This window comes from Bradyrhizobium tropiciagri, from assembly GCF_018130545.1.
GTDB lineage: Bacteria > Pseudomonadota > Alphaproteobacteria > Rhizobiales > Xanthobacteraceae > Bradyrhizobium > Bradyrhizobium tropiciagri_A.
Window position 1 is genome coordinate 378,791 of the sequence record NZ_JAFCKF010000009.1, and the last position, 21,890, is coordinate 400,680.

Below are 21,890 nucleotides of genomic sequence, written 5' to 3' on the forward strand. Positions count from 1 at the left end.
GCTACTTGCGCGACGGCATCCAGGCCGACAGCAGATAGAAGCCGATCGCGACGAGCAGGAGATAGCGGAAGCCGAGCAAAGTCGAACACGACTCGGCGAGGCCGCCGATCACCGATCCGGCGATGTTGGACCCGAACGCCTGGTCGGGATTGGCTTCGTCGCGGAAGGTGCGGGCGAAGATCACACCGGCGAAGAACATCGGGCCGAGCGCCAGCGCGCACGGGATGACGTAGCGCCAGACGATGCCGCCGCTGAGGAACGTGTCGAGCGGCACCAGCACCGAGACTGCCAGCAGCAGCAACAGCCCGGCATAATGCCGCGCCAGTCGTGTCGACGGCACCTTGATCACATAGAGATTGGCCGCGAGGATCAACAGCAGCGCGGTGAAGAACACCGCAGAGTTCACCAGCCAGGTGCTGCCGAACAGCAGCGCCATCTGCACCACCGCCTTGGTTTCCAGCAGCATGAACGCGGCGCCGAGGAAGAACATCCGGCTGTTGGGCCGCCAGGCGCCCTTCGGCTTGAACAAATAGACGAGGCCAAGCCCGAGCACGCCGAGCAGGATCATCGAGCGAACGGTCAGGTCGGGGATCAGCCGTCCGCTGACATAGAGGAACGGCCAGTCGTCGCTGGTCGATTGCTTGGCGCCTTCATTGTCGACCACGAGCTTTGCCGGCGCCAGCGGCACCCAGTCGCCGCGCGCGGATGGTGCCTTGTCTTGCGGCTTGTCGAAGCCGTCGATTGCCAGGTTCTCCGGCGGCACGCTGTTCAGCCAGAACTTGCCGTGGTCGCGGAATGCGGTGGAGATGCGCGGATTGCAGCCCGCGATGATGGTCGTGAAGCCGACCGTCTCCGACGAGGTCAGCGTCTCCTTGTAGGGCAGCGGCAGCACTAGCGGATCGCAGCCGAACACCTGCTTGGCCATCTCGGCCACGCGCTGCACGATCCAGCCCTGCCGGTAGTAATTATACATCACGAAGATGCCGTCCTGCTTCAGCACGCGGCGGACGTCCTGGAACGCCTGCTCGGTGAACAGATAGCTTTCCAGGCGGATGTTGGCGTAGCCGCTGTGCAGGATCAGCGAGTCGACCAGCGCGTAGATCACCAGATCGTATTTGCGGTCGGTGGTGCGCAGGAAGTGCCGGCCGTCATCGAGATGCGGCACCACCCGCGGGTCCTGATAGGGCTTGTCGGGGTGACGGTTGATGCCGATGTTCTGGATCACGGGATCGATCTCGACCGCATCGATGCGCTCGACACCGAAGCGCAATGCGTGCGCCAGGTCGTTGCCGGAGCCGGCGCCGATCACCATGACGTCCTTGAACGGCGCGCCGCCGCTGTGCTTCTGCAGCAGATGGATCAGCGAATAGGAGGAGCCACGTTCGGCGAACGGCATCATTGCCTGATGGCCGATATTGTTGACGGTGATTTCGTCGTTCGATTTGTTCAGGTCGACCGCGTAGTACGGCGACCAGCGGAATTCATGGACGTCGGAATTGTCGACGCCAGTGTAAAGCCCGGTAAAGGCCAGCACGATGACGAGCGTCGCGAGACGCATGATCGACAGGCCCTTGTCCTGATAGAGCAGGTAGGCGATCCCGCCGAAGCTGACCAGGAACCAGACCGCCGGCGGCGCCTGCGCGAACGATAGCAGCGAGAATCCGACGATGCCGGCGAGGCTGCCGCCGATGTTCAGGGAGTAGCCGGCAACGCGGTTGGGGTAGGCGTCGAAGGCGCGGCCGAGCGTCTGGCCGAGGCCGACGAACATCAACGCGATCAGCACGAAGAACAGCCCGGCGATCGCCTCGATCGGCACGACGAATTGGGCGAGATCGGGGTTTCGAACCTCGGTGCCGAAGAACACCTCCTGCGGCGAAGCCTGGTGGCCGACATCGACCGCGAGCCCGCCCCAGTTGGAATACGCCGCCATGATCAAGAAGACCGCGGCAAATGTCAGCAGCACGAGGCCCGGAAACAGCGCAAGCCAGTTGGTGCTGCGACGTGCGGCAAGGCAGCCGCAGGACATGCCGAGAAAGGACGCGAGCAGAACGACGTTGGTGAAGAACTGAAGGAAGACGACCTTGGCCGAGAACCAGCGGATGCAGGCCAGTTCGAGGAACAGGATCAGGAATCCGACGAGGAAGAGATTGAGGCCGACTTGTCGCTGATTGAGCCCTTCGGCCATTTTCGTCGCGGGCATGATCCCCATATCTCCTTAACCATCATCGCTGAAGCGACGGCAGACTAGATTCAACGTGTTGAGCAAAGATTGATTTACCCAGGCGCACGCGCCTTGGTTGTCGGCGGCGACGACGCGAATGGCGCCATGGTGTATGATAGGTTTAGCTCGCGAGAGGCTCACGCCGAGGCTTGCCCGGAGCATTCATGCGTCCATGCGAAGAGCGACGGGGATGACGAGGGCAGGGCATACGAGGGACGCACCCCTTCGGTTCCCTCCCCACAAGGGGAACGGAAACTCTTCCGTTCTCGCGCGATTGTGGGCAGAGAGGGGTGCCAGAGTATTGCTGTCAGATTGCGATCGTCACGCCGCAGCTTCGCCGAACACCATCTGCCAGCCCTTGCGCGTGTCCATGTATTCCCGCACCTGCTTGATGCGGCCGTCCTCGACCACGAATACGAAGCAATAGTCGTTGTCGTAAGCGCGGCCGCCCGGCAGCGTCGCGCGCATGCGCTCCTCGACGATCACGTTGTTGCCGTCGGCGTGAACCGCGCGGAATGCGATGTCGATCTCGGAGAACAGGCGGTGCATCTCGGTCGAGATAAAGTGGGCAATCGCATCCGCGCCGACCATGTGATCGGTGTGATCGAGCGCGACCGCGGTGGCGTTGCGCGCCGGTGCGATCCATTCGGCATCCGGCGCGAACAATGCGGCGATCTGACTGGCGTCGCGGGTCCTGAAAGTCTGCCAGGCATTGAGGACAATTTCCTTTGCGGTGGGGCTGGGCATTGCGATGTCTCTAGGGGATGGATGCGGGGTTGATCGATCGGTTCGATCTAGGTCAGTGCGGTACCGCGTGCTGGCCGGAATCGGACCTCATCACCGCCGGCCACTTTTCCTGATCGTATGATGCGCTAGTGTCCGGCCATGCTCAGCTTCGAGGTCTGCAACGCCGCACGGCTGCGGCGCGACGCGCGCTATGACGGCCGCTTCTTCACCGCGGTGAAGACGACGCGGATCTATTGCCGCCCGGTCTGTCCGGTGAAGCATCCATTGCCGCGCAACGTCACCTACTATCCGACCGCCGCCGCGGCCGAGGCGGCGGGCTATCGGCCCTGCCTGCGCTGCCGTCCCGAAACCGCGCCGTTCTGTCCGGCATGGAACGGCACCCGCTCCACGGTTGCGCGTGCGCTGAAGCTGATCGACGGCGGCGCGCTCGAGCGCGGCTCAGTTGCAGCGCTGGCCGACCGGCTCGGCATCACGACGCGCCATCTGGCGCGGCTGTTCGAGCGCCATGTCGGCGCCAGCCCGCAGCAGGTCGCGACCACTCGCCGCGTCCAGCGCGCCAAGCGCCTGATCGACACCACCGATGACGCGATGACCGAGATCGCCTTCCGCGCCGGTTTCGGCAGCGTCCGCCGCTTCAATGCCGCCTTCGCCACCCTCTACGGCCGCTCGCCGTCCAGCTTGCGCGCGTCTTCGCGCGGACGGAGGTGAGGGGCCGAACGGAGCGTTCTTGCGGGTGCCCGAGCCATGCTGCCGCATTAGGTCAACCCCGCTGACCATCTTTACCCATTGCGGCAGCTTGCCATAATCGTCTAGAACGACCGCCTAAGCGCTTCCCGGCAACCAACCGTCAATGGTTTTGACCGAGGATTTTGGCGCTCAACAGGGTCTGGCAATGCTGATTCGCGGCCAAATTGATGGGATTTCGGGGGAGGTGGCCGAGGCTACCGCCACGATCCCGGCCGGAACGCCCACCCTGCTTATTGGCGGCCTGCTTCTTACCTGCCCCTGAGGGCCGGCTGGGCGTCTGCGCCTGGGCACTCAGGGGTTTGTACGAGATCACCGGACCCTGATAATCGCCCAACCAATCGCTCAAAGCAGCAACTGACGGGCGCAAAAGCTCAAAGGAATTTCTGACATGGCCACCGCTGATAAGTCCGAGAAGGACCGCGTCATCATTTTCGACACCACCTTGCGCGACGGCGAGCAGTGCCCCGGCGCCACCATGACCTTCGAGGAGAAGCTCGAGGTCGCCGAGTTGCTGGATGATATGGGCGTCGACGTCATCGAGGCCGGCTTCCCGATCACCTCGGAAGGTGACTTCCAGGCGGTCAGCGAGATCGCCCGCCGCTCCAAGAACTCGGTGATCGCGGGCCTGTCCCGCGCCCATCCGGCCGACATCGACCGCTGCGCCGAAGCCGTGAAGTTCGCCCGCCGCGGCCGCGTCCACACCGTGATCGCGACCTCGCCGCTGCATATGCGGGTGAAGTTGAACAAGACCCCCGAGGAGGTCATCGAGACCTCGGTCGCGATGGTCGCCCGCGCCCGCAACCAGATCGACGACGTCGAATGGTCGGCCGAGGACGGCACCCGCAGCGAGATGGACTATCTGTGCCGGATCGTCGAAGCCGTCATCAAGGCCGGCGCCACCACGGTGAACATCCCCGACACCGTCGGCTATACCGTGCCGGAGGAATACACCCACTTCATGCGGACCTTGATCGAGCGGGTGCCGAACTCCGACAAGGCGATCTTCTCGGTGCACTGCCACAACGACCTCGGCATGGCGGTCGCAAACTCGCTGGCCGGCATCGTCGGCGGCGCGCGGCAAGTCGAGTGCACCGTCAACGGCATCGGCGAGCGTGCCGGCAATGCCGCGCTGGAAGAGATCGTGATGGCGATCAATGTGCGGAACGACAAGTTTCCGTACTGGAACAAGATCGACACCACGCAGCTGACCCGCGCCTCGAAGGTGGTCTCCGCCGCGACCTCGTTCCCGGTGCAATACAACAAGGCGATCGTCGGCCGTAACGCCTTCGCCCATGAGAGCGGCATCCATCAGGACGGTGTGCTGAAGGACGCCTCGACCTACGAGATCATGCGGCCGGAGATGGTCGGCCTGAAGCAGTCCTCGCTGGTGCTCGGCAAGCATTCCGGCCGCCACGCCTTCATCCACAAGCTGGAGGAGATGGGCTACAAGCTCGGCGCCAACCAGCTGGAGGATGCCTTTACGCGAATGAAGGCGCTGGCCGACCGCAAGAAGGATATCTACGACGAGGACATCGAGGCGCTGGTCGACCAGGAGATGGCGGCCGCGCACGACCGCATCAAGCTGACCTCGCTGACCGTGATCGCCGGCACCCATGGCCCGCAGCGCGCGACCATGAAGCTCGACGTCGACGGCCAGATCAAGATCGAGGAAGCCGAGGGCAACGGCCCGGTCGATGCCGTGTTCAACTGCATCAAGCGGCTTGTGCCGCACGAAGCCAAGCTGGAGCTGTATCAGGTCCACGCGGTGACCGAAGGCACCGACGCGCAGGCCGAAGTCTCGGTGCGTCTCGCGCATGAGGGCCGCTCGATGACCGCGCGCGCCGCCGATCCGGACACCCTGGTCGCGTCCGCCAAGGCCTATCTCGGCGCCCTGAACAAGATCGTGATGAAGCGCCAGCGCGACGTCCCGGCCTCGAAGGTCGCGGGCTGACGGTTCATTCGATCAACGCATTCGGAGACGCGGCGCCCCGGCGCCGCGTTTTTCGTTTGGACACAGATTGCAGATCGTAGGGCGGGTTAGGCGCAGCCGTAACCCGCCGCCCGTTGCGCGGACCGAAGATGGCGGATTACGCTTCGCTAACCCGTCCTACATTCCTGATTTTCGATGGTCTCAATTTGGAGCACTGAAACGAAGAGTGATGGCACAAACTGTAACCGGTGTTCTCCGGACGAGAACAGTTTTGCGTCTTCATAAAAAACCTTGATATCGGCAGTTTGTGCCAGCCGACTCAATCTCTTCCGACACCGCGTGTTAACGCTAAGCGCTGCGGATCATTTCACCTGACCAATCGCCGCTCGCTCGACCTGCGTTTCCACATCCTGGAATCGAAAGCGTCTTTCCGCCGGATTGTTGGAATCCTATCCCAACAATCCGTCTTCTCCCGCACTGCTTTGGAATCTTCCGCGCCACCCCCGGCGCTAACCTGCGCCCATTCCACCCCGGGGACGCCGCCCATGTCGCTCACCTCCCTCGACGTCGCTCTCCCGCGCGCCGCCACCCCGGCCGAGACCGCGCTGACGCGGCGGGTGGACCTCACCACGCTCCGCCTGTTCGTCGCGGTCTGCGACGAGCAGAACCTGACCCGCGCGGCGCTGCGCGAGGGGATTGCGGCCTCTGCCGTGTCGAAGCGGATGAACGACTTCGAGCTGGCATTCGGCGTCACGCTGTTCAAGCGGCTCGCCAAGGGCATGGCGTTGACGCCGGCCGGGGAGGCGCTGCTGCATCACGCCCGGGTCACACTGCTCAATGTCGAGAAGATCGCGGTCGAGCTGTCGGAATATTCGCAAGGCGTGCGTGGCCATGTCCGCATGCTCGCCAACCTTTCGGCGATCGTGCAGTACTTGCCCGAGGATCTTTCGGCCTTCTTCGCAGCGCATGAATTGCTGCGCGTCGATCTGCAGGAACGGCCGAGCGGGCAGGTGGTGCGCGGCATCGAGGAGGGCGCGGCCGAGCTCGGCATCTGCTCGGGTGAATCCGACAGCCGTGCGCTCGAAGCCTTTCACTACCGCTACGACAATCTGGTGGTCGTGATGCGGCCGGACCATCCGCTGGCCGGCCGCGACAAATTGCTGTTCACCGAGACGCTCGATTTCGACCAGATCGGCCTGCACACCGCGAGCTCGATCTATCTGCGCTCGCAATATGCGGCGACCCAGGCCGGCAAGACCATGCGGTTGCGGATCAATGTGCCCGGCTTCGATGCGGTCTGCCGCATGGTGCAGGCCAATATGGGGCTCGGGCTGATCCCCGATCGCGCGTTCCAGGTCGTCGGTGCCGGCATGGGCCTTCGTGCGATCCCGCTGCGCGACGATTGGGGACGACGTGAGCTGAAGATCGTGGTCCGTGATGTCGCGCATCTGTCCGCAACCAGCCGCCTGATGCTGGACTATCTGCGCTCCGCGGAAGCGGGGAATGCAACGGGAGACCGCAGGGCGGCTGAGGCGTAAGCCCTCGCGCGGGATGCTGCATCAGCCTCACGATCCTCCTGCAGAATCTTCACGCAGCAAGACCTTTCGTTTGCTCATGCCCAGGTTACGTATTGGGCAACGATTCCCAGCGGCGGAGGCAGGAGTGTGATGATAGGATACACGATTTCCGGCATTCAAATCCCGGATAGCAAGATCGCCCGGGAAGCAGCGGAGCTGGTGCGACAGTACGAGACCGAGATGCTGTTCAATCATTCGGTCCGCGTGTTCATGTTTGGCGCGCTGAAGGGCGTCAGGCAAAATCTGAAGTTCGACCCCGAACTGCTTTATGTCGCCGCACTGTTTCATGATCTCGGCCTTGTCGATCACTTCCATACGGAGACCAAGCGGTTTGAAATCGACGGCGCCGATGCGGCGCGCAAGTTTCTCAGGAGCCATGGCATCCCGGAGCCGAAGGCGGACCTGGTGTGGGAAGCGGTTGCCCTGCACACCACGCCCGGCATCCCGCAATACATGCGGCCGGAAATCGCGCTCACCAATGCGGGTGTCCTCGTCGATGCCGTCGGCATTGGATATGATGATTATACGGCCGAACAGCGCGACGGCGTCCTTGCTGCGTTTCCGCGCGGTGACTTCAAGAACGAGTTCATCGAGGTTCAGACCTGCTCGGCCCTGAAGAAGCCGCAGACCACGTTCGGCACCGTCAATTTCGATTTTGTCGTCGATCGCGATCCGACATTTCACCGGCCGAACGCCTGCACCCGGATCCGCAACACGCCGTGGCCGAGCTGAGCGGCAGACGTTATCCGCCATCGAGCGCGGCAAGACGATCCGCTTCCGCGATGTCTTCCACGGTGTTGGCGTTGAAGAACGGATCGAGCGGCTCGGTCGGCCATTCGACCGTTGCGAGCGGATAGCGCGCGGTCCAGCGATCGATCTTGCGTACGTCCTCCTCGACGAGCGCGTGGCGCAATTCGCTCCGCAGCCGCACGCTCCAGAGTCCGATCACGGGATGGGTCTGCCCGCCGGATGACGCGACCGCGAGCTCGGCATTCTCCACCGCGCGTGCCCGTTCCAGGCGTGTAACGAGATCGCGGGGCAGAAACGGACAGTCGCCCGCCGCGCTCAGCACCCATTTCACATCCGGCCGGTTGGCCGCGGTCCAGTCGAGCGCGGCCAGGATGCCGGCAAGGGGGCCGGGATAATCGGCGACATCGTCGGCGACGACCGGAAGGTCGAACGCGGCGAAACGCGCGGGATCGCCATTGGCGTTGATGATCAGTCCGCCGCATTGCGGCGCGAGACGATCGATCACCCGTTGCAGGATGGTGCGGCCGGCGATCGTGCGCATCGGCTTGTCGCCGCCGCCCATCCGCCGCGCGAGCCCGCCGGCGAGCAGCACGCCCGGGATCTCAGTCATTGTCGGTCTCGCCCTTGCGCTTGTGTCGCATCGATTCCTCTTCGACGTAGTCGAGGTTCTGGTCGTAGACGATCCGCTCCTGGCCTGACAGCGCGATGAAGCGCTTGCCGCGCGCGCGTCCGACCAGCGTCAGCCCGACCTGCCGCGCCAGATCGACGCCCCACGCCGTGAAGCCCGAGCGGGACACCAGGATCGGGATGCCCATCCGCACCGTCTTGATCACCATCTCCGAGGTGAGCCGCCCGGTCGTGTAGAGGATCTTGTCGGCCGGATCGACATTGTGGCGATAGATCCAGCCCGCGATCTTGTCGACGGCGTTGTGCCGGCCGACATCCTCGGTGTAGCAGACCGGCGTGCTCTCCTTGCACAGCACGCAGCCGTGGATGGCGCCCGCTTCCAGATAGAGCGATGGCATGGTGTTGATGGTGTGCGTCATCCGGTAGAGCCAGGACGTGCGCAATTCGGCCTTCGGCAGCGCGACCTTCTCGACGGCTTCCAGCAGGTCGCCGAACGCCGTGCCCTGTGCGCAACCCGAAGTCTGCGTGCGCTTCTTCAGCTTGGCCTCGAAATTGGTGTGGTGCGCGGTGCGTACCACGACGACCTCGAGATCGTCGTCATATTCGACCTCGGTGACGACGTCGTCGTATTTCAGCATGTTCTGGTTCAAGAGGTAGCCGAGCGCGAGGTATTCGGGATAATCGTTGATCGTCATCATCGTGACGATCTCCTGCGCGTTGAGGTACAGCGTTAGCGGCCGCTCCACCGGCACCTTGATCTCGGTCCGCGCGCCGGTCTGATCGACGCCGATGACGCGCTCGGTCAGGCGCGGATCGTCCGGATCAGGAACAATGATGGGAGCGGTGGTTTTCGCGGTCACAGGTCGCAGTCCTGATGGGTTCACATGGTAGCGAAGCTAGGGATATAAGCACGGTCGGAGACCGACTGGCCACTCTCTGCCGGCTTGCCGGAACTGTCATGGTTGGTCCGGCTTTAAGGATAACGCCGCAGTTCGCGATCCGGGTCGAACAAATCCTGTCGATGGCCGAGGACTGAGAAAGATCATGGCGCAGCTTTCGGACGACTGCTTCGCATTCGGCGGACCGATGATGTCGGTCGACGAGGCCGTTGCGATCATCGCCACGCGCGTCAAGCCGGTCGGCGAGACCGAAGCCGTGGCGCTGGTGGATGCCGACGGGCGCATCCTGGCCGGCGATATCGCAGCGCCGCTGCCGCTGCCGCCCTTCATGAATTCCGCCGTCGACGGTTATGCGGTGTCCGGCGCAGATTTGCCGGCGAACGGCGAGCGCGCGTTTCCCGTTGCCGGGCGGGTGCAGGCGGGAGCGCCGGCAGAGCCCGCACAGCGCGGCCAGGCGGTGCGGATATTCACCGGGGCGCCGATGCCCGACGGCACCGACACCGTGTTTATGCAGGAGGACGTACGGATCGATGACACAGGCAACGTGATCCTGCCGTCCGGCCTGAAGGTGGGCGCCAATGTGCGCCCCGCCGGCGAGGACATCGCACGCGGCCATGTCGCGCTGGCGTCGGGTAGGCGCCTGCGCCCGCAGGACATCGCTGTCGCTGCGGCCTTCGGGCTGACCACGCTCGATGTGGTGCGGCGGCTGCGCGTCGGCGTGTTCTCCACCGGCGACGAACTGGCCGCACCCGGCAGCGCGCGCACTGCGGCGCAGTTGTTCGATTCCAACCGTTTCATGCTGATGGCGATGTTGCGTCGGCTCGGTTGCGAGGTCGGCGATCTCGGCATCCTGCGCGACGAACGGGCCGAGCTCGCCGATGCACTCAAGCAGGTCGCGCGGCGCTACGACCTGATCCTGACCACCGGCGGCGTCTCGACCGGGGAAGAGGACCACGTCAAGGCCGGCATCGAACAGGCCGGTTCGCTGGTGCTGTGGCGGATGGCGATCAAGCCGGGTCGGCCGGTGGCGATGGGAATCATCGACGGCACGCCGCTGATCGGCTTGCCCGGCAATCCCGTGGCGAGCTTCGTCACCTTCGTCCACGTGGTGCGGCCGACCGTGCTGGCGCTGTCGGGCGCCTTGCCGTCGCCTTTGCAGCCGATGCCGGTTCGGGCCGCCTTCAGCTACAAGAAGAAGAGCGGCCGGCGCGAATATGTCCGTGCCTCGCTGCGCCGGGCGGCGGACGGTGCGCTGGAGGCGACCAAGTTTCCCCGTGAGGGGGCCGGTCTGCTGTCGTCGCTGGTCGAGACCGATGGGCTGATCGAGCTCGGCGAGTCCATCGTGCGGGTCGAGCCGGGCGATGCTGTCGGCTTTCTCGGTTACGCCGACCTGCTGTGAGACCGCAGACTCGGTTGTCTCGTGATTTGAAAATCGGATCGCCCGATAGGCAAACACTAACAATGGCCTGCGCGGCAACCGGACGCCCCTAGAGACGTTCTAAATCTGCTTGCCTGTGGCATGCCAGAGAATAGAGTTGGGTTGAACCGACGCTATCAGTGCAAGCGGAGTTCCAAGACGCGGTTTCAAGGCGAGGATTCATGAGCCAAGGCGACGTTCACAAGGTCCGCGCGTTCGAGCATCCCGGACAGGGCAGGAAGCGGGCGAAAGCCACGCCCAAGGGACGCCAGGTCGACCCTGTGGCCGCGCATGAGATCGAGGCGCTGCTCGCCGATCGGCCGCGGCGGCGCGATATGCTGATCGAGTACCTGCATCTGATTCAGGACAAGTATCATCAGATATCGGCGGCGCATCTTGCCGCGCTCGCCGACGAGATGAAGCTGTCCTTCGCCGAAGTGTTCGAGACCGCGACCTTCTATGCGCATTTCGACATCGTGAAGGAGGGCGAGCCGGATATCGCACCGCTCACCGTGCGCGTCTGCGATTCGCTGACCTGCGCGATGCTCGGCGGCGAGCAGTTGTTGAAGGATCTTCAGTCCCGCGCCGGCCCCGGCATCCGCGTGGTGCGGGCGCCGTGCGTCGGCCGCTGTGACACCGCACCCGCTGCGGAAGTCGGCCACAACTTCGTCGATCATGCCACCGTCAGCAATTTGCTCGCGGCGGCGAAGAGCGGCGACACCCATGTGCACCTTCCGCCATACGTCGACTACGACGCCTATGTTGCCGGCGGCGGATATCAGCTGCTGACGCGGCTGCGCTCGGGCGCGCTGCCGCGGGAAGATCTGCTGAAGGCGCTCGACGATGCGTCGCTGCGCGGTCTTGGTGGCGCCGGTTTTCCGACCGGCCGCAAATGGCGCGCCGTACTCGGCGAACCCGGTCCGCGGCTGATGGCGGTCAACGGCGACGAAGGCGAGCCCGGCACGTTCAAGGACCGCTATTATCTCGAGACCGATCCGCATCGCTTCCTCGAGGGCATGCTGATCGGCGCGCATGTGGTCGAGGCGCCCGAAGTCTACATCTATATCCGCGACGAATATCCGGCCTGCCGCGAGATCCTCGCGCGCGAGATCGCGAAGCTGCCGCCCGGTGGTCCTGTGCTGCATCTGCGGCGCGGCGCCGGCGCCTATATCTGCGGCGAGGAATCCTCGCTGCTGGAATCGATCGAGGGCAAGCGCGGCCTGCCGCGGCACAAACCGCCCTATCCGTTCCAGGTCGGGCTGTTCGGCCTGCCGACGCTGATCAACAACATCGAGACCTTGTGGTGGGTGCGCGACATCGTCGAGAAGGGCGCCGACTGGTGGAAGAGCCATGGCCGCAACGAACGCCACGGCCTGCGCAGCTTCTCGGTGTCCGGACGCGTCAAGGATCCCGGCGTCAAGCTTGCGCCGGCCGGCATCACGCTGCGCCAGCTGATCGACGAGTTCTGCGGCGGCATGGCCGATGGCCACACCTTGCAGGCCTATCTGCCGGGCGGCGCATCCGGCGGCATCCTGCCGGCCTCGATGGACGACATCCCGCTCGATTTCGGTACGCTGGAGAAATACGGCTGCTTCATCGGCTCCGCCGCCGTCGTCGTGCTCTCGCAGGCCGATGACGTCAGGGACGCCGCGCTGAATTTGATGAAGTTCTTCGAGGACGAGAGCTGCGGGCAGTGCACGCCCTGCCGCGCCGGAACCGAGAAGGCAGTGCTGCTGATGCAGCAACCGGTCTGGAACAAGGAACTGCTCGACCAATTGAGCCAGGCGATGCGCGATGCGTCGATCTGTGGCCTCGGTCAGGCGGCCTCCAATCCGCTGACCTCAGTGATCAAGTATTTTCCGGACGGCTTTCGTCCGCAGCAAGCCGCCGAATAGGCGGACCAAGCAGGGCGAATTTCGACGAGGATTTTGAATGAGCAACAATCAGAACTCCGGCCAGGTCATTCAATTCGAGCTCGACGGCCACCAGGTCGAAGCGCGGGCCGGCGAAACCATCTGGCAGGTCGCGAAACGCCAGGGCACCGAGATCCCGCATCTCTGCTATTCGCCCGCGCCGGACTATCGGCCTGATGGTAACTGCCGCGCCTGCATGGTCGAGATCGAAGGCGAGCGCGTGCTGGCGGCATCCTGCAAGCGGACGCCTTCGGTCGGCATGAAGGTGAAGTCGGCGAGCCAGCGTGCGGTTGCGGCGCAGAAGATGGTGATGGAGCTGCTCGTCGCCGACCAGCCCGCGCGCGAGACCTCGCACGATCCGGATTCGAAATTCTGGCATTGGGCCGAGAAGACCGGCGTCACCGAAAGCCGCTTCCCCGCGACCGAGCGTTGGCATGCCGACACCAGCCATCCGGCGATGAGCGTCAATCTCGACGCCTGCATCCAGTGCGGCCTCTGCGTGCGGGCGTGCCGCGAGGTGCAGGTCAACGACGTCATCGGCATGGCCTACCGCAATCACGACGCCAAGATCGTATTCGACTTCGACGATCCGATGGGCGAATCGACCTGCGTCGCGTGCGGTGAATGCGTGCAGGCCTGCCCGACCGGTGCGCTGATGCCGGCCGTGATGCTGGACGACAAGCAGACCCGCGTCACCTACCCGGACAGGAAGGTGGACTCGCTGTGCCCGTATTGCGGCGTCGGCTGCCAGGTCACCTACGAGGTCAAGGACGAAAAGGTGATCTACGCGGAAGGCCGCGATGGTCCCGCCAATCACAACAGGCTCTGCGTCAAGGGCCGCTTCGGCTTCGACTACATCCATCACCCCAATCGCCTGACCAAGCCGCTGGTGCGGCTGCCCGGCGTCAAGAAGGACGCCAACGACCAGGTCGATCCGGCCAACCCCTACACCCATTTCCGCGAAGCATCCTGGGAAGAAGCGCTCGATCTCGCCGCGGCGGGCCTGCGAAAAATCCGCGACGAGAAAGGCGCCAAGGCGCTTGCCGGCTTCGGCTCGGCCAAGGGCTCGAACGAGGAAGCCTATCTGTTCCAGAAGCTGGTCCGCACCGGCTTCGGCTCCAACAATGTCGATCACTGCACGCGGCTGTGCCACGCCTCGTCGGTGGCAGCGCTGTTCGAGGGACTGAGCTCCGGCGCGGTGTCGGCGCCGTTCGCGGCCGCGGCCGACGCCGAGGTGATCTGGGTGATCGGCGCCAATCCGACCGTGAACCATCCGGTCGCTGCGACCTACATCAAGAACGCCGCAAAGCGCGGCGCCAAGCTCTACGTGATGGACCCGCGCCGGCAGACGCTGTCGCGCCATGCCACAAAACACCTGCAATTCAAGCCGGGCAGCGACGTCGCGATGCTGAACGCGATGATCCACACCATCATCACCGAAGGCCTGACCGACGAGCAGTACATCGCCGGCTATACCGAGGGCTATGACGACCTCAAGACCAAGATCCAGGAGTTCACGCCGGAGCGCATGTCTGCGATCTGCGGCATTCCCGCCGAGACGCTGCGCGAGGTCGCGCGTGCTTACGCGCGGGCCAAGTCGTCGATCATCTTCTGGGGCATGGGCATCAGCCAGCATGTTCACGGCACCGACAATGCGCGCTGTCTGATCGCGCTTGCGCTGATCACCGGTCAGGTCGGCCGTCCCGGCACCGGGCTGCATCCGCTGCGCGGCCAGAACAACGTGCAGGGCGCCTCCGACGCCGGTCTGATCCCGATGTTCCTGCCGGACTATCAGCCGGTCGGCCGCGACGACATGCGCGGCGCCTTCGAGAAGCTGTGGGGGCAGGAGCTCGATCCGGTCCGCGGCCTTACCGTGGTTGAGATCATGAACGCGATCCACGCCGGCGAAATCCACGGCATGTATGTCGAGGGCGAAAATCCCGCGATGTCCGATCCGGATCTGCAGCATGCGCGTCAGGCGCTGGCCAAACTCGATCATCTCGTGGTGCAGGATCTGTTCGTCACCGAGACCGCGTTCCACGCCGACGTCATCCTGCCGGCCTCGGCGTTCGCCGAGAAGTCCGGCTCCTTCACCAACACCGATCGCCGCGTGCAGCTCGCGCGCGAGGTGATCAAGCCGCCGGGCGATGCGCGGCAGGATCTCTGGATCATCCAGGAGATCGGCAAGCGGATGGGCTTGCCGTGGAATTATGCGGGGCCGGGCGAGGTCTTCACCGAGATGGCCGAGCTGATGCCGTCGCTGAAGAACATCACCTGGGAGCGGCTGGTGCGCGAGGGCGCGGTGACCTATCCGGTCGACGATCCCGACAAGCCCGGCAATGAGATCATCTTCACCACCGGTTTCCCGACCGAAAGCGGCCGCGGCAAGATCGTGCCGGCCAAGGTGATCCCGCCGGATGAATTGCCCGACGACGAGTACCCGATGGTGCTGTCGACCGGACGTGTCCTCGAACATTGGCACACTGGCTCGATGACGCGACGCGCTCAGGTGCTCGACCAGATCGAGCCCGAAGCGGTGGCGTTCATGACGCCGAAGGACATGCGCAAGAAGGGGCTCGCGCCCGGCGACTTCATCCGGCTCGAGACCCGCCGCGGCGCGGTCGAGGTCAAGGTGCGCGCCGACCGCGACGTGCCCGAAAACATGGTCTTCATGCCGTTCTGCTATGCAGAGGCGGCGGCGAATTTGTTGACTAACCCGGCGCTCGATCCATTCGGCAAGATTCCGGAGTTCAAATTCTGCGCCGTCCGCGCCGAGAAGATCGATATCCGGACCGCGGCGGAGTAGCGGCCGCGAGACGGAATGGGGGGCCGCTGCATTGACGACGATCAAGGTCATCATTTCCGGCGGCTTCGCTGCGGTCTACCGGGAGGTGCTGCCTGAATTCGAGCGAAGCACCGGCATCACGGTGGAAACCGGATCCGGCGCGTCGGAGGGCATCGGTCCGAAAACCATCCGGCACCAGCTTGCGCACGGCACCGAGGCGGATGTCGTAATTCTCTCGCGCGAGGGACTTCGCACGCTGATCGAGGACGGACGGATTCGTCCGGGGTCCGATGCCGGGCTGGCGACGGCGCCTCTGGCCGCCGCGGTTCGCGCCGGCGATCGCAAGCCTGATATCAGCAGTGATGCAGCGCTCACCAAGGCTTTGATCGATGCCGGCCAGGTGGTGGCGCCGAGCAGCACCAGCGGGCAGTACGTCCGCGACAAAATCTTCCCGAAGCTGAATTTGCCGGACACGGTGCGGCTCACCCTCGAAGCGCGCGGAACAGAGGCGGCCGAAGCGCTGCGGGCAGGCAAGGCAAATCTCTCGATCGGGCCGACCAGCGAACTGGTTCAGGAGACCGGCGTCGAATTGCTCGGCCTGCTGCCTGCCGACCTCCAGCTGGTCCAGACCTTCACGGCCGCCATCGTCAGCGACGCCAGGGCGCCGGAAGCGGCCAGGCGGCTGATCGATTTTCTGTCATCGGACAGCGATCGCTTGCGCGCGGCAATCAAGCGGGCGGGCATGGAGCCGGCGCGCGGCTAACCTGCCGTCACTGACGGAGACCTGGGGCTCAGTTATTGCTCGGGGCCGCGCTGAGCGGCGCGCCGCCGGTTGAAATCGGACCCGACGGTTTTGGCGCCCGAACCGGCGGCTTGCGCGGCTTCGGGGCGGCCTGCGCCACCGGCGCACGCGGTTGCTCAGCTACGGCCGGCGGCGGCACGGGGGCCGGCGCGGGACGCTGCATCGCATCGACCTTCGACGCCAGGGCCGCCAGTTGGTCGGTGATCGTTTTCAGCTGCTCCTGTTGGTCGGCCACCGACTTGCCGAGCGCGCCGACGTCATCCTCGAGCTTCTGCTGGGCGGCGAGCAGATCCGGCAGCGCCTCCTTGTCGGCGGCCGCCTTGTCGCTGGGCGCCGCGATGCCGAGCGACGGAACCAGCGGCGCGATTTGCGGCCAAGCGTACACGCCCCCGGCGCCCGCTACGGCGAGGATGACGAGGATCAACAGGAACCAGGGCCAGCGGCGGCGCGCAGCGGGAATCGGCCTCGTCGGCGCATGGCGCTGCCATGCCTGATCGGAATCGTGGGTCACCCATGCTTCCTAGTCTGCTTCGGCGACGGTTGCAATCGATGCCGAGTCTGACCACTTTGGCTTCCATGTCCCTTTTGTCCGGAGCCCCATTGGCGCCCACGCACACGTCCCAGCTTCTTGAGGAACTCGTCGCTCAAGCACCGGACGGCCCCGTCGACCTCGAATGGCTCCTCAGCAATTTGGATAAGCGGTCATTCGGCCTGCTCCTGCTGCTGCTCGGGCTATTGGTGATTATTCCTGGCGTCGCGACCATTGCGACGCTGGCGCTGCTGTTTCCGGCGGTCGAGATGATGCTCGGCCACAGCGCGCCGTCGTTCCCGCATTTCGTCTCGAAGCGGCAGTTCGACTTCAAGCGCTTCAAGCGGTTCACCGTCTTTGTCCGCCCGATGCTGCAGGCGATCGAGCGGATCAGCCGGCCGCGCTGGGATGCGCGTCGCGACGTGATCGACCGGCTCGTCGGGCTGGTGGTCTTTCTGCTGGCCTTTTCGGCCGGCTGGCCGCTGCCGCTGGTCAACGTGATTCCCGGAATGGTGGTCGTGCTGATCGCGATCGCCTATTTGCAGGAGGACGGTCTGCTGCTGGCTGTTGCGATGGCGGCTGCGCTGATTTCCCTCGCTGGGCTCGGATGGACCCTCTGGGCATCGTTCACCGCCGTGATGGCCTGGATGGGGCTCTGACCTTCGAGGGCGAGGGCGGGCTCAGGGGGACTTAAGGGGTCGACATCCCGCGCAGGCATGATCATTATCCCGTCCGACGTCGCGGCAAACAGCGGCGCGAATGGGGAGAACACATGCGTTGCATCACGCTCGCGGCAATCGCCGCGCTCAGCCTTGTTTCCACCTCGGCGGTGCTCGCCGCCGACAAGAAGTACGATCCCGGCGCCAGCGATACCGAAATCAAGATCGGGCAGACCATGCCATATAGTGGTCCGGCCTCGGCCTACGGCACGCAGGGCAGGGCCGAAGCCGCCTACTGGAAGATGATCAACAGCCAGGGCGGCATCAACGGCCGCAAGATCACGCTTCTGAGCATGGACGACGGCTATAGCCCGCCGAAGACGGTGGAGCAGACGCGCAAGCTCGTCGAGCAGGATGAGATCCTTGCCAATATCGGCTCACTGGGCACGCCGACCAATTCGTCGATTCAAAAATACCTCAACGGCAAGAAGATCCCGCATCTCCTGATCTCGACCGGGGCCTCGAAGTGGAACGATCCGAAGGAGTTTCCCTGGACCACGCCGTTCTATCCGCCCTATGCGCAGGAAGCGAAGATCTATGCCAAGTACATCCTCAAGGAGCTGCCGAACGCCAAGATCGGCGTGATCTACCAGAATGACGATTTCGGCAAGGACTACCTGAAAGGCTTCAAGGAGGGGCTGGGCGAGAAGGCCAGCCTGATCGTCAAGGAGCTCAGCTACGAGGTGACCGATCCGACGATCGATTCCCAGATCGTCAATCTGAAGGCCGCGGGCGCCGACGTGCTGATGACGATCACGACACCGAAGTTCGGCGCGCAGGCGATCCGCAAGGTTGCCGATCTCGGCTGGAAGCCGACGCACTTCATCGTCTCGGTCGCCAGTTCGATCGGCGGCGTGCTCGAGCCTGCCGGCCTCGAAGCGTCCACCGGCCTGATGACGGCGCTCGCCACCAAGGTGGTGGGCGACCCGGCGTGGGATACCGACAAGGGTGTGCAGGACTATCTCGCCTTCATGAAGCAGTGGTATCCCGAGGGCAATCCGATCGATGGCAGCAACCAGATCGGCTATCTCTCGGCGCAGTTCACGGCGATCATCCTGAAGAACTGCGGCGACGAGCTGACGCGCGAGAACCTGCTGAAGCAGGCCACCAACATCAGCAAGGTTTCGCTGCCGCTCCTGCTGCCGGGCATCACGGTCTCGGTGTCGCCGACCAATTATTCGACCTTCGACACGTTCAAGCTCGCGAAGTTCGACGGCAAGACCTGGAAGTTCTTCGGCGAGAACATCAGCACCGCGTCGCGCTGAGACGCGAGCGCCGGCCGTGCCGGTTGGCATATTGGGACGCAGCCACCAATCGGCTGCGTCCCGACCCGGGCTTACCCGTCTGACGTTTCCAGCCGATCGATCCTGAGGTAGCCTGTCGCCAGCCGGAACGTGACGGAGCCGCCATGCTCACGCTCTATTCCTATCCGCCGTTGTTCGGCGTCGCCGACAACAACGGCTACGGGTTGAAGGTATTCGCCTTTCTGAAGCTCGCCGGCGTGCCCTTCCGGCACGAACACATTTTCGATGCCTCGAAGGCGCCGCGCCAGCAATTGCCCTATATCATCGACGGCGACGACACCGTCGGCGACAGCGAGACCATCCTCGCCTATGTCACTGACAAATATCGCGTGACGCTGGATGCGGCGCTGACGCCGGCACAACGCGCGACCAACCTCCTCGTCACCCGCACGCTCGACGATCTCTACTGGGTGATGTCCTATTCGCGCTGGCAGGACGAACGCTACTGGCCCCAGTTCCGCGATGCGCTCAAGCGCGAGCATCCAGGCCTCACCGACGACGGGTTGATGAAGGCCAAGGCGTTCAACGCCCAGCGTTACTACTATCAAGGCATCGGCCGCTTCACGCCTGACGCTGCGATGGCCCGCGGGCTCGCCGATCTCGCGGCACTCGCGAGCCTGATCCCGGCGCGGGGCTATGTGCATGGCGACAGACCGACGAGCATCGACGCCGGCATCTATGGCTTCGTGGCCAACATCTATTTCTACGACATCGAAACGCCGCTGAAGGCATTCGTGGTCTCGCACGACGCGCTGGCACGGCATTGCCGTGCCATTCACGCGGCTGTCAGTGAGTGAGCGCGGAGTGCGTCAAGCTGCCGATGCCATGCATCTAAGGTATTGCGGGGCGTCGTGTTCGTTCGGGGTGTGTTGCTTGTTCGACACGACGGGCAACTCAGCAAAACCTGTCAATCGCCTCGTGCAAAAATAATTCGGTTTATCGTAACTACAATCTCGTGTATGACTCTGCCCGTTTCACCCGATCGAGGGGCGCTTCGCGGTCGTCACGAACGCGGGTCGAGATGCGGTGGACGCCGAGCGTGGTGCTGACGAGAGCACGCAAGACGGACGGCGAAATCGTGCAGGCCTGACGCCCTAGTGGCAGGTGTCCTCCCACGAAACGCGCAAGCGTTTTGCGGAAGCGGTGACAAAAAAGCCAAGTCTCACCGGGGAGAGCACGTATAAGCCGTAACCCATCGCGCAGGGAAAGCCGAATTGCTCCGGTTACACCTGTGGTCCTACCCCCCGTGCTTGCTACCCATTGCACGGGGCCCATGGGTGCGATCGGCACCCGGCTTTCCCTGCGCCCTCTGTGAGAGGGGGGCGAAACGAAGAGCAAAGCTCGGGCAATTCATGTCGCGAGAATGCGGATGTATGACTCTGTATGACTCACAGCGGTGCCACACACTCGCTGTCGTCCCTGCGAAAGCAGGGACCCATAACCACAGATGCTGATTGTTGCGCGATGCTGGAACGACGAATCCCTTCAGCAACGAAAGCTGCGGAGTATGGGTCCCTGCTTTCGCAGGGACGACAGTTGTGGTTGCTGTGAAAGCTGTCTACGCCGCGGGCGGCGGAGGGACAGCAGCCAGGATAGCCACCAGCATTCGCGCCCGGCGAATTCGCCATTGCCGAACCTCGCATTGACCGCGTGGCCTTGGCCGGGCACAGCGTGCGGGCGGTGTCATTGAACGGTCGCAAGAGCCGAAAAGGATACCGTCGCATCGGATTTTGCAGTGCAGCAATGGCGCAAATAGCCCCTGCTAAAGGGGCAATGGCAATCGTCGTTGCTTCTCTGTAATGGTGCGACCGGATGTCTCGGGGCCGGAAATCGTGCTCCGCAATACGCGGGAGGAAACATGCGTAAATTCATTTTGGCTGCGGCGTCGATCGCGGCTTTGACCTTTGTCGGACAGGCGTCGGCACAGGCGCCGATCGTTCTCAAATTCAGCCACGTGGTGGCGTCGGATACGCCGAAGGGCAAGGCGGCCGACAAATTCAAGGAACTCGCCGAGAAGTACACCGGCGGCAAGGTGAAGGTCGAGGTCTATCCGAACTCGACGCTTTACAAGGACAAGGAAGAGCTCGAGGCACTGCAGCTCGGCGCGGTGCAGATGCTGGCGCCGTCGAACTCGAAGTTCGGTCCGATCGGCATCAAGGAATTCGAAGTCTTCGATCTGCCCTATATTCTTCCGGACCTGAAATCGCTGCGCAAGGTGACCGATGGCCCGCTCGGCGCCCAGCTGCTCAAGAAGCTGGACTCCAAGGGCATGACCGGTCTCGCCTATTGGGACAACGGCTTCAAGCAGATGAGCGCGAACAAGAAGCTGATCGCGCCTTCAGACTACAAGGGACTCAAATTCCGGATCCAGTCGTCGAAGGTGCTGGAAGCCCAGTTCCGCGCGCTCGGCGCGATCCCGCAGGTGATGGCGTTCTCCGATGTCTACCAGGCGCTGCAGACCGGCGTGGTCGACGGCCAGGAGAACACCTGGTCGAACATCTACACCCAGAAAATGCATGAGGTGCAGAAGTACGCCACCGTCACCAACCACGGCTACATCGGCTACGTCGTGGTCGTGAACAAGAAGTTCTGGGACGGCCTGCCGGCCGATATCCGCGACGAGCTCTCCAAGGCGATGAAGGAAGCCACCGAGTTCGGCAACAGCCAGTCGGCCAAGGAGAACGAGGACGCGCTCGCCGAGATCAAGAAGGCCGGCAAGACCGAGATCATCTCGCTGTCGCCGGAGCAGGACGAGGCGATGCGCAAGGCAATGATGCCGGTCTACAAGGACGTCGCCTCGCGCGTCGGCCAGCCGCTGATCGACGAATTCCTCAAGGAAACGGGCCGCAGCCCGATGAACTGAGGCGTGATCCGGAAAACCGGAGACCGGTTTTCCGGACAGATCATGCTCAACAAAACGCGG

17 protein-coding genes are annotated in these 21,890 nt (G+C 63.9%); 12 read left to right on the forward strand and 5 right to left on the reverse strand.

Annotated elements, in window-relative coordinates:
- Window position 1: 1 nt before the first annotated feature.
- Window positions 2-2,200 carry a hypothetical protein gene (locus JQ616_RS33695; RefSeq protein ID WP_212022334.1) on the reverse strand — a complete coding sequence of 733 codons (2,199 nt, stop codon included), beginning with the start codon at window positions 2,198-2,200 and terminating at the stop codon, window positions 2-4.
- A 342-nt stretch (window positions 2,201-2,542) separates the two neighbouring features.
- The gene (locus JQ616_RS33700) at window positions 2,543-2,968 is read right to left on the reverse strand and encodes a nuclear transport factor 2 family protein (protein WP_212022336.1); all 426 of its coding nucleotides are present in this window, start codon (window positions 2,966-2,968) and stop codon (window positions 2,543-2,545) included.
- A gap of 138 nt (window positions 2,969-3,106) precedes the next feature.
- On the opposite strand from JQ616_RS33700, the gene JQ616_RS33705 reads away from it, so the two are divergent.
- The 4 genes from JQ616_RS33705 (at window position 3,107) to JQ616_RS33720 (ending at window position 7,954) form a co-directional block, all read left to right on the forward strand.
- Entirely contained in the window at window positions 3,107-3,676 is a 570-nt protein-coding gene (locus tag JQ616_RS33705; RefSeq protein WP_212022338.1) for a bifunctional transcriptional activator/DNA repair enzyme AdaA, read from the forward strand.
- Between the two features lie 427 nt (window positions 3,677-4,103).
- The gene (locus JQ616_RS33710) at window positions 4,104-5,666 is read left to right on the forward strand and encodes a 2-isopropylmalate synthase (protein ID WP_212022340.1); all 1,563 of its coding nucleotides are present in this window, start codon (window positions 4,104-4,106) and stop codon (window positions 5,664-5,666) included.
- Window positions 5,667-6,190: 524 nt separating this feature from the next.
- Window positions 6,191-7,183, forward strand: coding sequence for a LysR family transcriptional regulator (locus JQ616_RS33715; protein ID WP_212022342.1), 993 nt, complete (start codon window positions 6,191-6,193; stop codon window positions 7,181-7,183).
- Between the two features lie 132 nt (window positions 7,184-7,315).
- Complete coding sequence (locus JQ616_RS33720) at window positions 7,316-7,954, forward strand: HD domain-containing protein (protein WP_212022439.1); 639 nt, start codon at window positions 7,316-7,318, stop codon at window positions 7,952-7,954.
- A 10-nt stretch (window positions 7,955-7,964) separates the two neighbouring features.
- Here the strand turns inward: JQ616_RS33720 and mobA are convergent, their stop codons facing one another.
- Both mobA and JQ616_RS33730 read right to left on the reverse strand, forming a co-directional pair.
- Window positions 7,965-8,582, reverse strand: a complete 618-nt coding sequence (mobA, locus tag JQ616_RS33725) for a molybdenum cofactor guanylyltransferase MobA (protein ID WP_212022344.1) — start codon at window positions 8,580-8,582, stop codon at window positions 7,965-7,967.
- Window positions 8,575-9,459 (reverse strand): formate dehydrogenase accessory sulfurtransferase FdhD, encoded by an 885-nt coding sequence (locus JQ616_RS33730; RefSeq protein WP_212022346.1) that lies wholly within the window; start codon window positions 9,457-9,459, stop codon window positions 8,575-8,577. The genes mobA and JQ616_RS33730 overlap by 8 nt, the downstream gene beginning before the upstream one ends.
- A gap of 184 nt (window positions 9,460-9,643) precedes the next feature.
- Between JQ616_RS33730 and JQ616_RS33735 the strand changes: the two genes are divergently transcribed.
- The 4 genes from JQ616_RS33735 to JQ616_RS33750 all read left to right on the forward strand — a co-directional run bounded on the left by JQ616_RS33735 (window position 9,644) and on the right by JQ616_RS33750 (window position 16,376).
- On the forward strand, window positions 9,644-10,897 hold the full coding sequence (locus JQ616_RS33735; RefSeq protein ID WP_212022347.1) for a molybdopterin molybdotransferase MoeA: 1,254 nt from the start codon (window positions 9,644-9,646) through the stop codon (window positions 10,895-10,897).
- Window positions 10,898-11,097: 200 nt separating this feature from the next.
- Window positions 11,098-12,810: an NAD(P)H-dependent oxidoreductase subunit E gene (locus JQ616_RS33740; protein ID WP_212022349.1), complete on the forward strand. Its 1,713-nt coding sequence runs from the start codon at window positions 11,098-11,100 to the stop codon at window positions 12,808-12,810.
- Window positions 12,811-12,847: 37 nt separating this feature from the next.
- Window positions 12,848-15,634: a formate dehydrogenase subunit alpha gene (fdhF, locus tag JQ616_RS33745; RefSeq protein WP_212022351.1), complete on the forward strand. Its 2,787-nt coding sequence runs from the start codon at window positions 12,848-12,850 to the stop codon at window positions 15,632-15,634.
- 31 nt (window positions 15,635-15,665) lie between these two features.
- Window positions 15,666-16,376: a substrate-binding domain-containing protein gene (locus tag JQ616_RS33750; protein WP_249137582.1), complete on the forward strand. Its 711-nt coding sequence runs from the start codon at window positions 15,666-15,668 to the stop codon at window positions 16,374-16,376.
- Between the two features lie 28 nt (window positions 16,377-16,404).
- Here JQ616_RS33750 and JQ616_RS33755 read toward each other — a convergent pair whose 3' ends face one another.
- Window positions 16,405-16,926 carry a hypothetical protein gene (locus tag JQ616_RS33755; RefSeq protein ID WP_212022352.1) on the reverse strand — a complete coding sequence of 174 codons (522 nt, stop codon included), beginning with the start codon at window positions 16,924-16,926 and terminating at the stop codon, window positions 16,405-16,407.
- 38 nt (window positions 16,927-16,964) lie between these two features.
- Here JQ616_RS33755 and JQ616_RS33760 point away from each other — a divergent pair, with 38 nt between their 5' ends.
- The 4 genes from JQ616_RS33760 to JQ616_RS33775 all read left to right on the forward strand — a co-directional run bounded on the left by JQ616_RS33760 (window position 16,965) and on the right by JQ616_RS33775 (window position 21,830).
- Window positions 16,965-17,603 carry an exopolysaccharide biosynthesis protein gene (locus JQ616_RS33760; protein WP_212022355.1) on the forward strand — a complete coding sequence of 213 codons (639 nt, stop codon included), beginning with the start codon at window positions 16,965-16,967 and terminating at the stop codon, window positions 17,601-17,603.
- A 113-nt stretch (window positions 17,604-17,716) separates the two neighbouring features.
- Window positions 17,717-18,928, forward strand: a complete 1,212-nt coding sequence (locus tag JQ616_RS33765; protein ID WP_212022357.1) for an ABC transporter substrate-binding protein — start codon at window positions 17,717-17,719, stop codon at window positions 18,926-18,928.
- A 143-nt stretch (window positions 18,929-19,071) separates the two neighbouring features.
- Window positions 19,072-19,764, forward strand: coding sequence for a glutathione S-transferase family protein (locus tag JQ616_RS33770; protein ID WP_212022360.1), 693 nt, complete (start codon window positions 19,072-19,074; stop codon window positions 19,762-19,764).
- A 1,061-nt stretch (window positions 19,765-20,825) separates the two neighbouring features.
- On the forward strand, window positions 20,826-21,830 hold the full coding sequence (locus JQ616_RS33775) for a TRAP transporter substrate-binding protein (protein WP_212022362.1): 1,005 nt from the start codon (window positions 20,826-20,828) through the stop codon (window positions 21,828-21,830).
- Window positions 21,831-21,890 lie beyond the last annotated feature (60 nt).

Excerpts from the sequence above, each read along its gene's own strand:
- fdhF (WP_212022351.1), top strand. The coding sequence starts at position 12,848 with ATGAGCAACAATCAGAACTCCGGCCAGGTCATTCAATTCGAGCTCGAC.
- JQ616_RS33705 (WP_212022338.1), top strand. The coding sequence starts at position 3,107 with ATGCTCAGCTTCGAGGTCTGCAACGCCGCACGGCTGCGGCGCGACGCG.
- JQ616_RS33775 (WP_212022362.1), top strand. The coding sequence starts at position 20,826 with ATGCGTAAATTCATTTTGGCTGCGGCGTCGATCGCGGCTTTGACCTTT.
- JQ616_RS33765 (WP_212022357.1), top strand. The coding sequence starts at position 17,717 with ATGCGTTGCATCACGCTCGCGGCAATCGCCGCGCTCAGCCTTGTTTCC.
- JQ616_RS33770 (WP_212022360.1), top strand. The coding sequence starts at position 19,072 with ATGCTCACGCTCTATTCCTATCCGCCGTTGTTCGGCGTCGCCGACAAC.
- JQ616_RS33695 (WP_212022334.1), bottom strand. The coding sequence starts at position 2,200 with ATGCCCGCGACGAAAATGGCCGAAGGGCTCAATCAGCGACAAGTCGGC.
- JQ616_RS33740 (WP_212022349.1), top strand. The coding sequence starts at position 11,098 with ATGAGCCAAGGCGACGTTCACAAGGTCCGCGCGTTCGAGCATCCCGGA.
- JQ616_RS33735 (WP_212022347.1), top strand. The coding sequence starts at position 9,644 with ATGGCGCAGCTTTCGGACGACTGCTTCGCATTCGGCGGACCGATGATG.
- JQ616_RS33700 (WP_212022336.1), bottom strand. The coding sequence starts at position 2,968 with ATGCCCAGCCCCACCGCAAAGGAAATTGTCCTCAATGCCTGGCAGACT.
- JQ616_RS33710 (WP_212022340.1), top strand. The coding sequence starts at position 4,104 with ATGGCCACCGCTGATAAGTCCGAGAAGGACCGCGTCATCATTTTCGAC.
- JQ616_RS33715 (WP_212022342.1), top strand. The coding sequence starts at position 6,191 with ATGTCGCTCACCTCCCTCGACGTCGCTCTCCCGCGCGCCGCCACCCCG.
- mobA (WP_212022344.1), bottom strand. The coding sequence starts at position 8,582 with ATGACTGAGATCCCGGGCGTGCTGCTCGCCGGCGGGCTCGCGCGGCGG.
- JQ616_RS33760 (WP_212022355.1), top strand. The coding sequence starts at position 16,965 with ATGCCGAGTCTGACCACTTTGGCTTCCATGTCCCTTTTGTCCGGAGCC.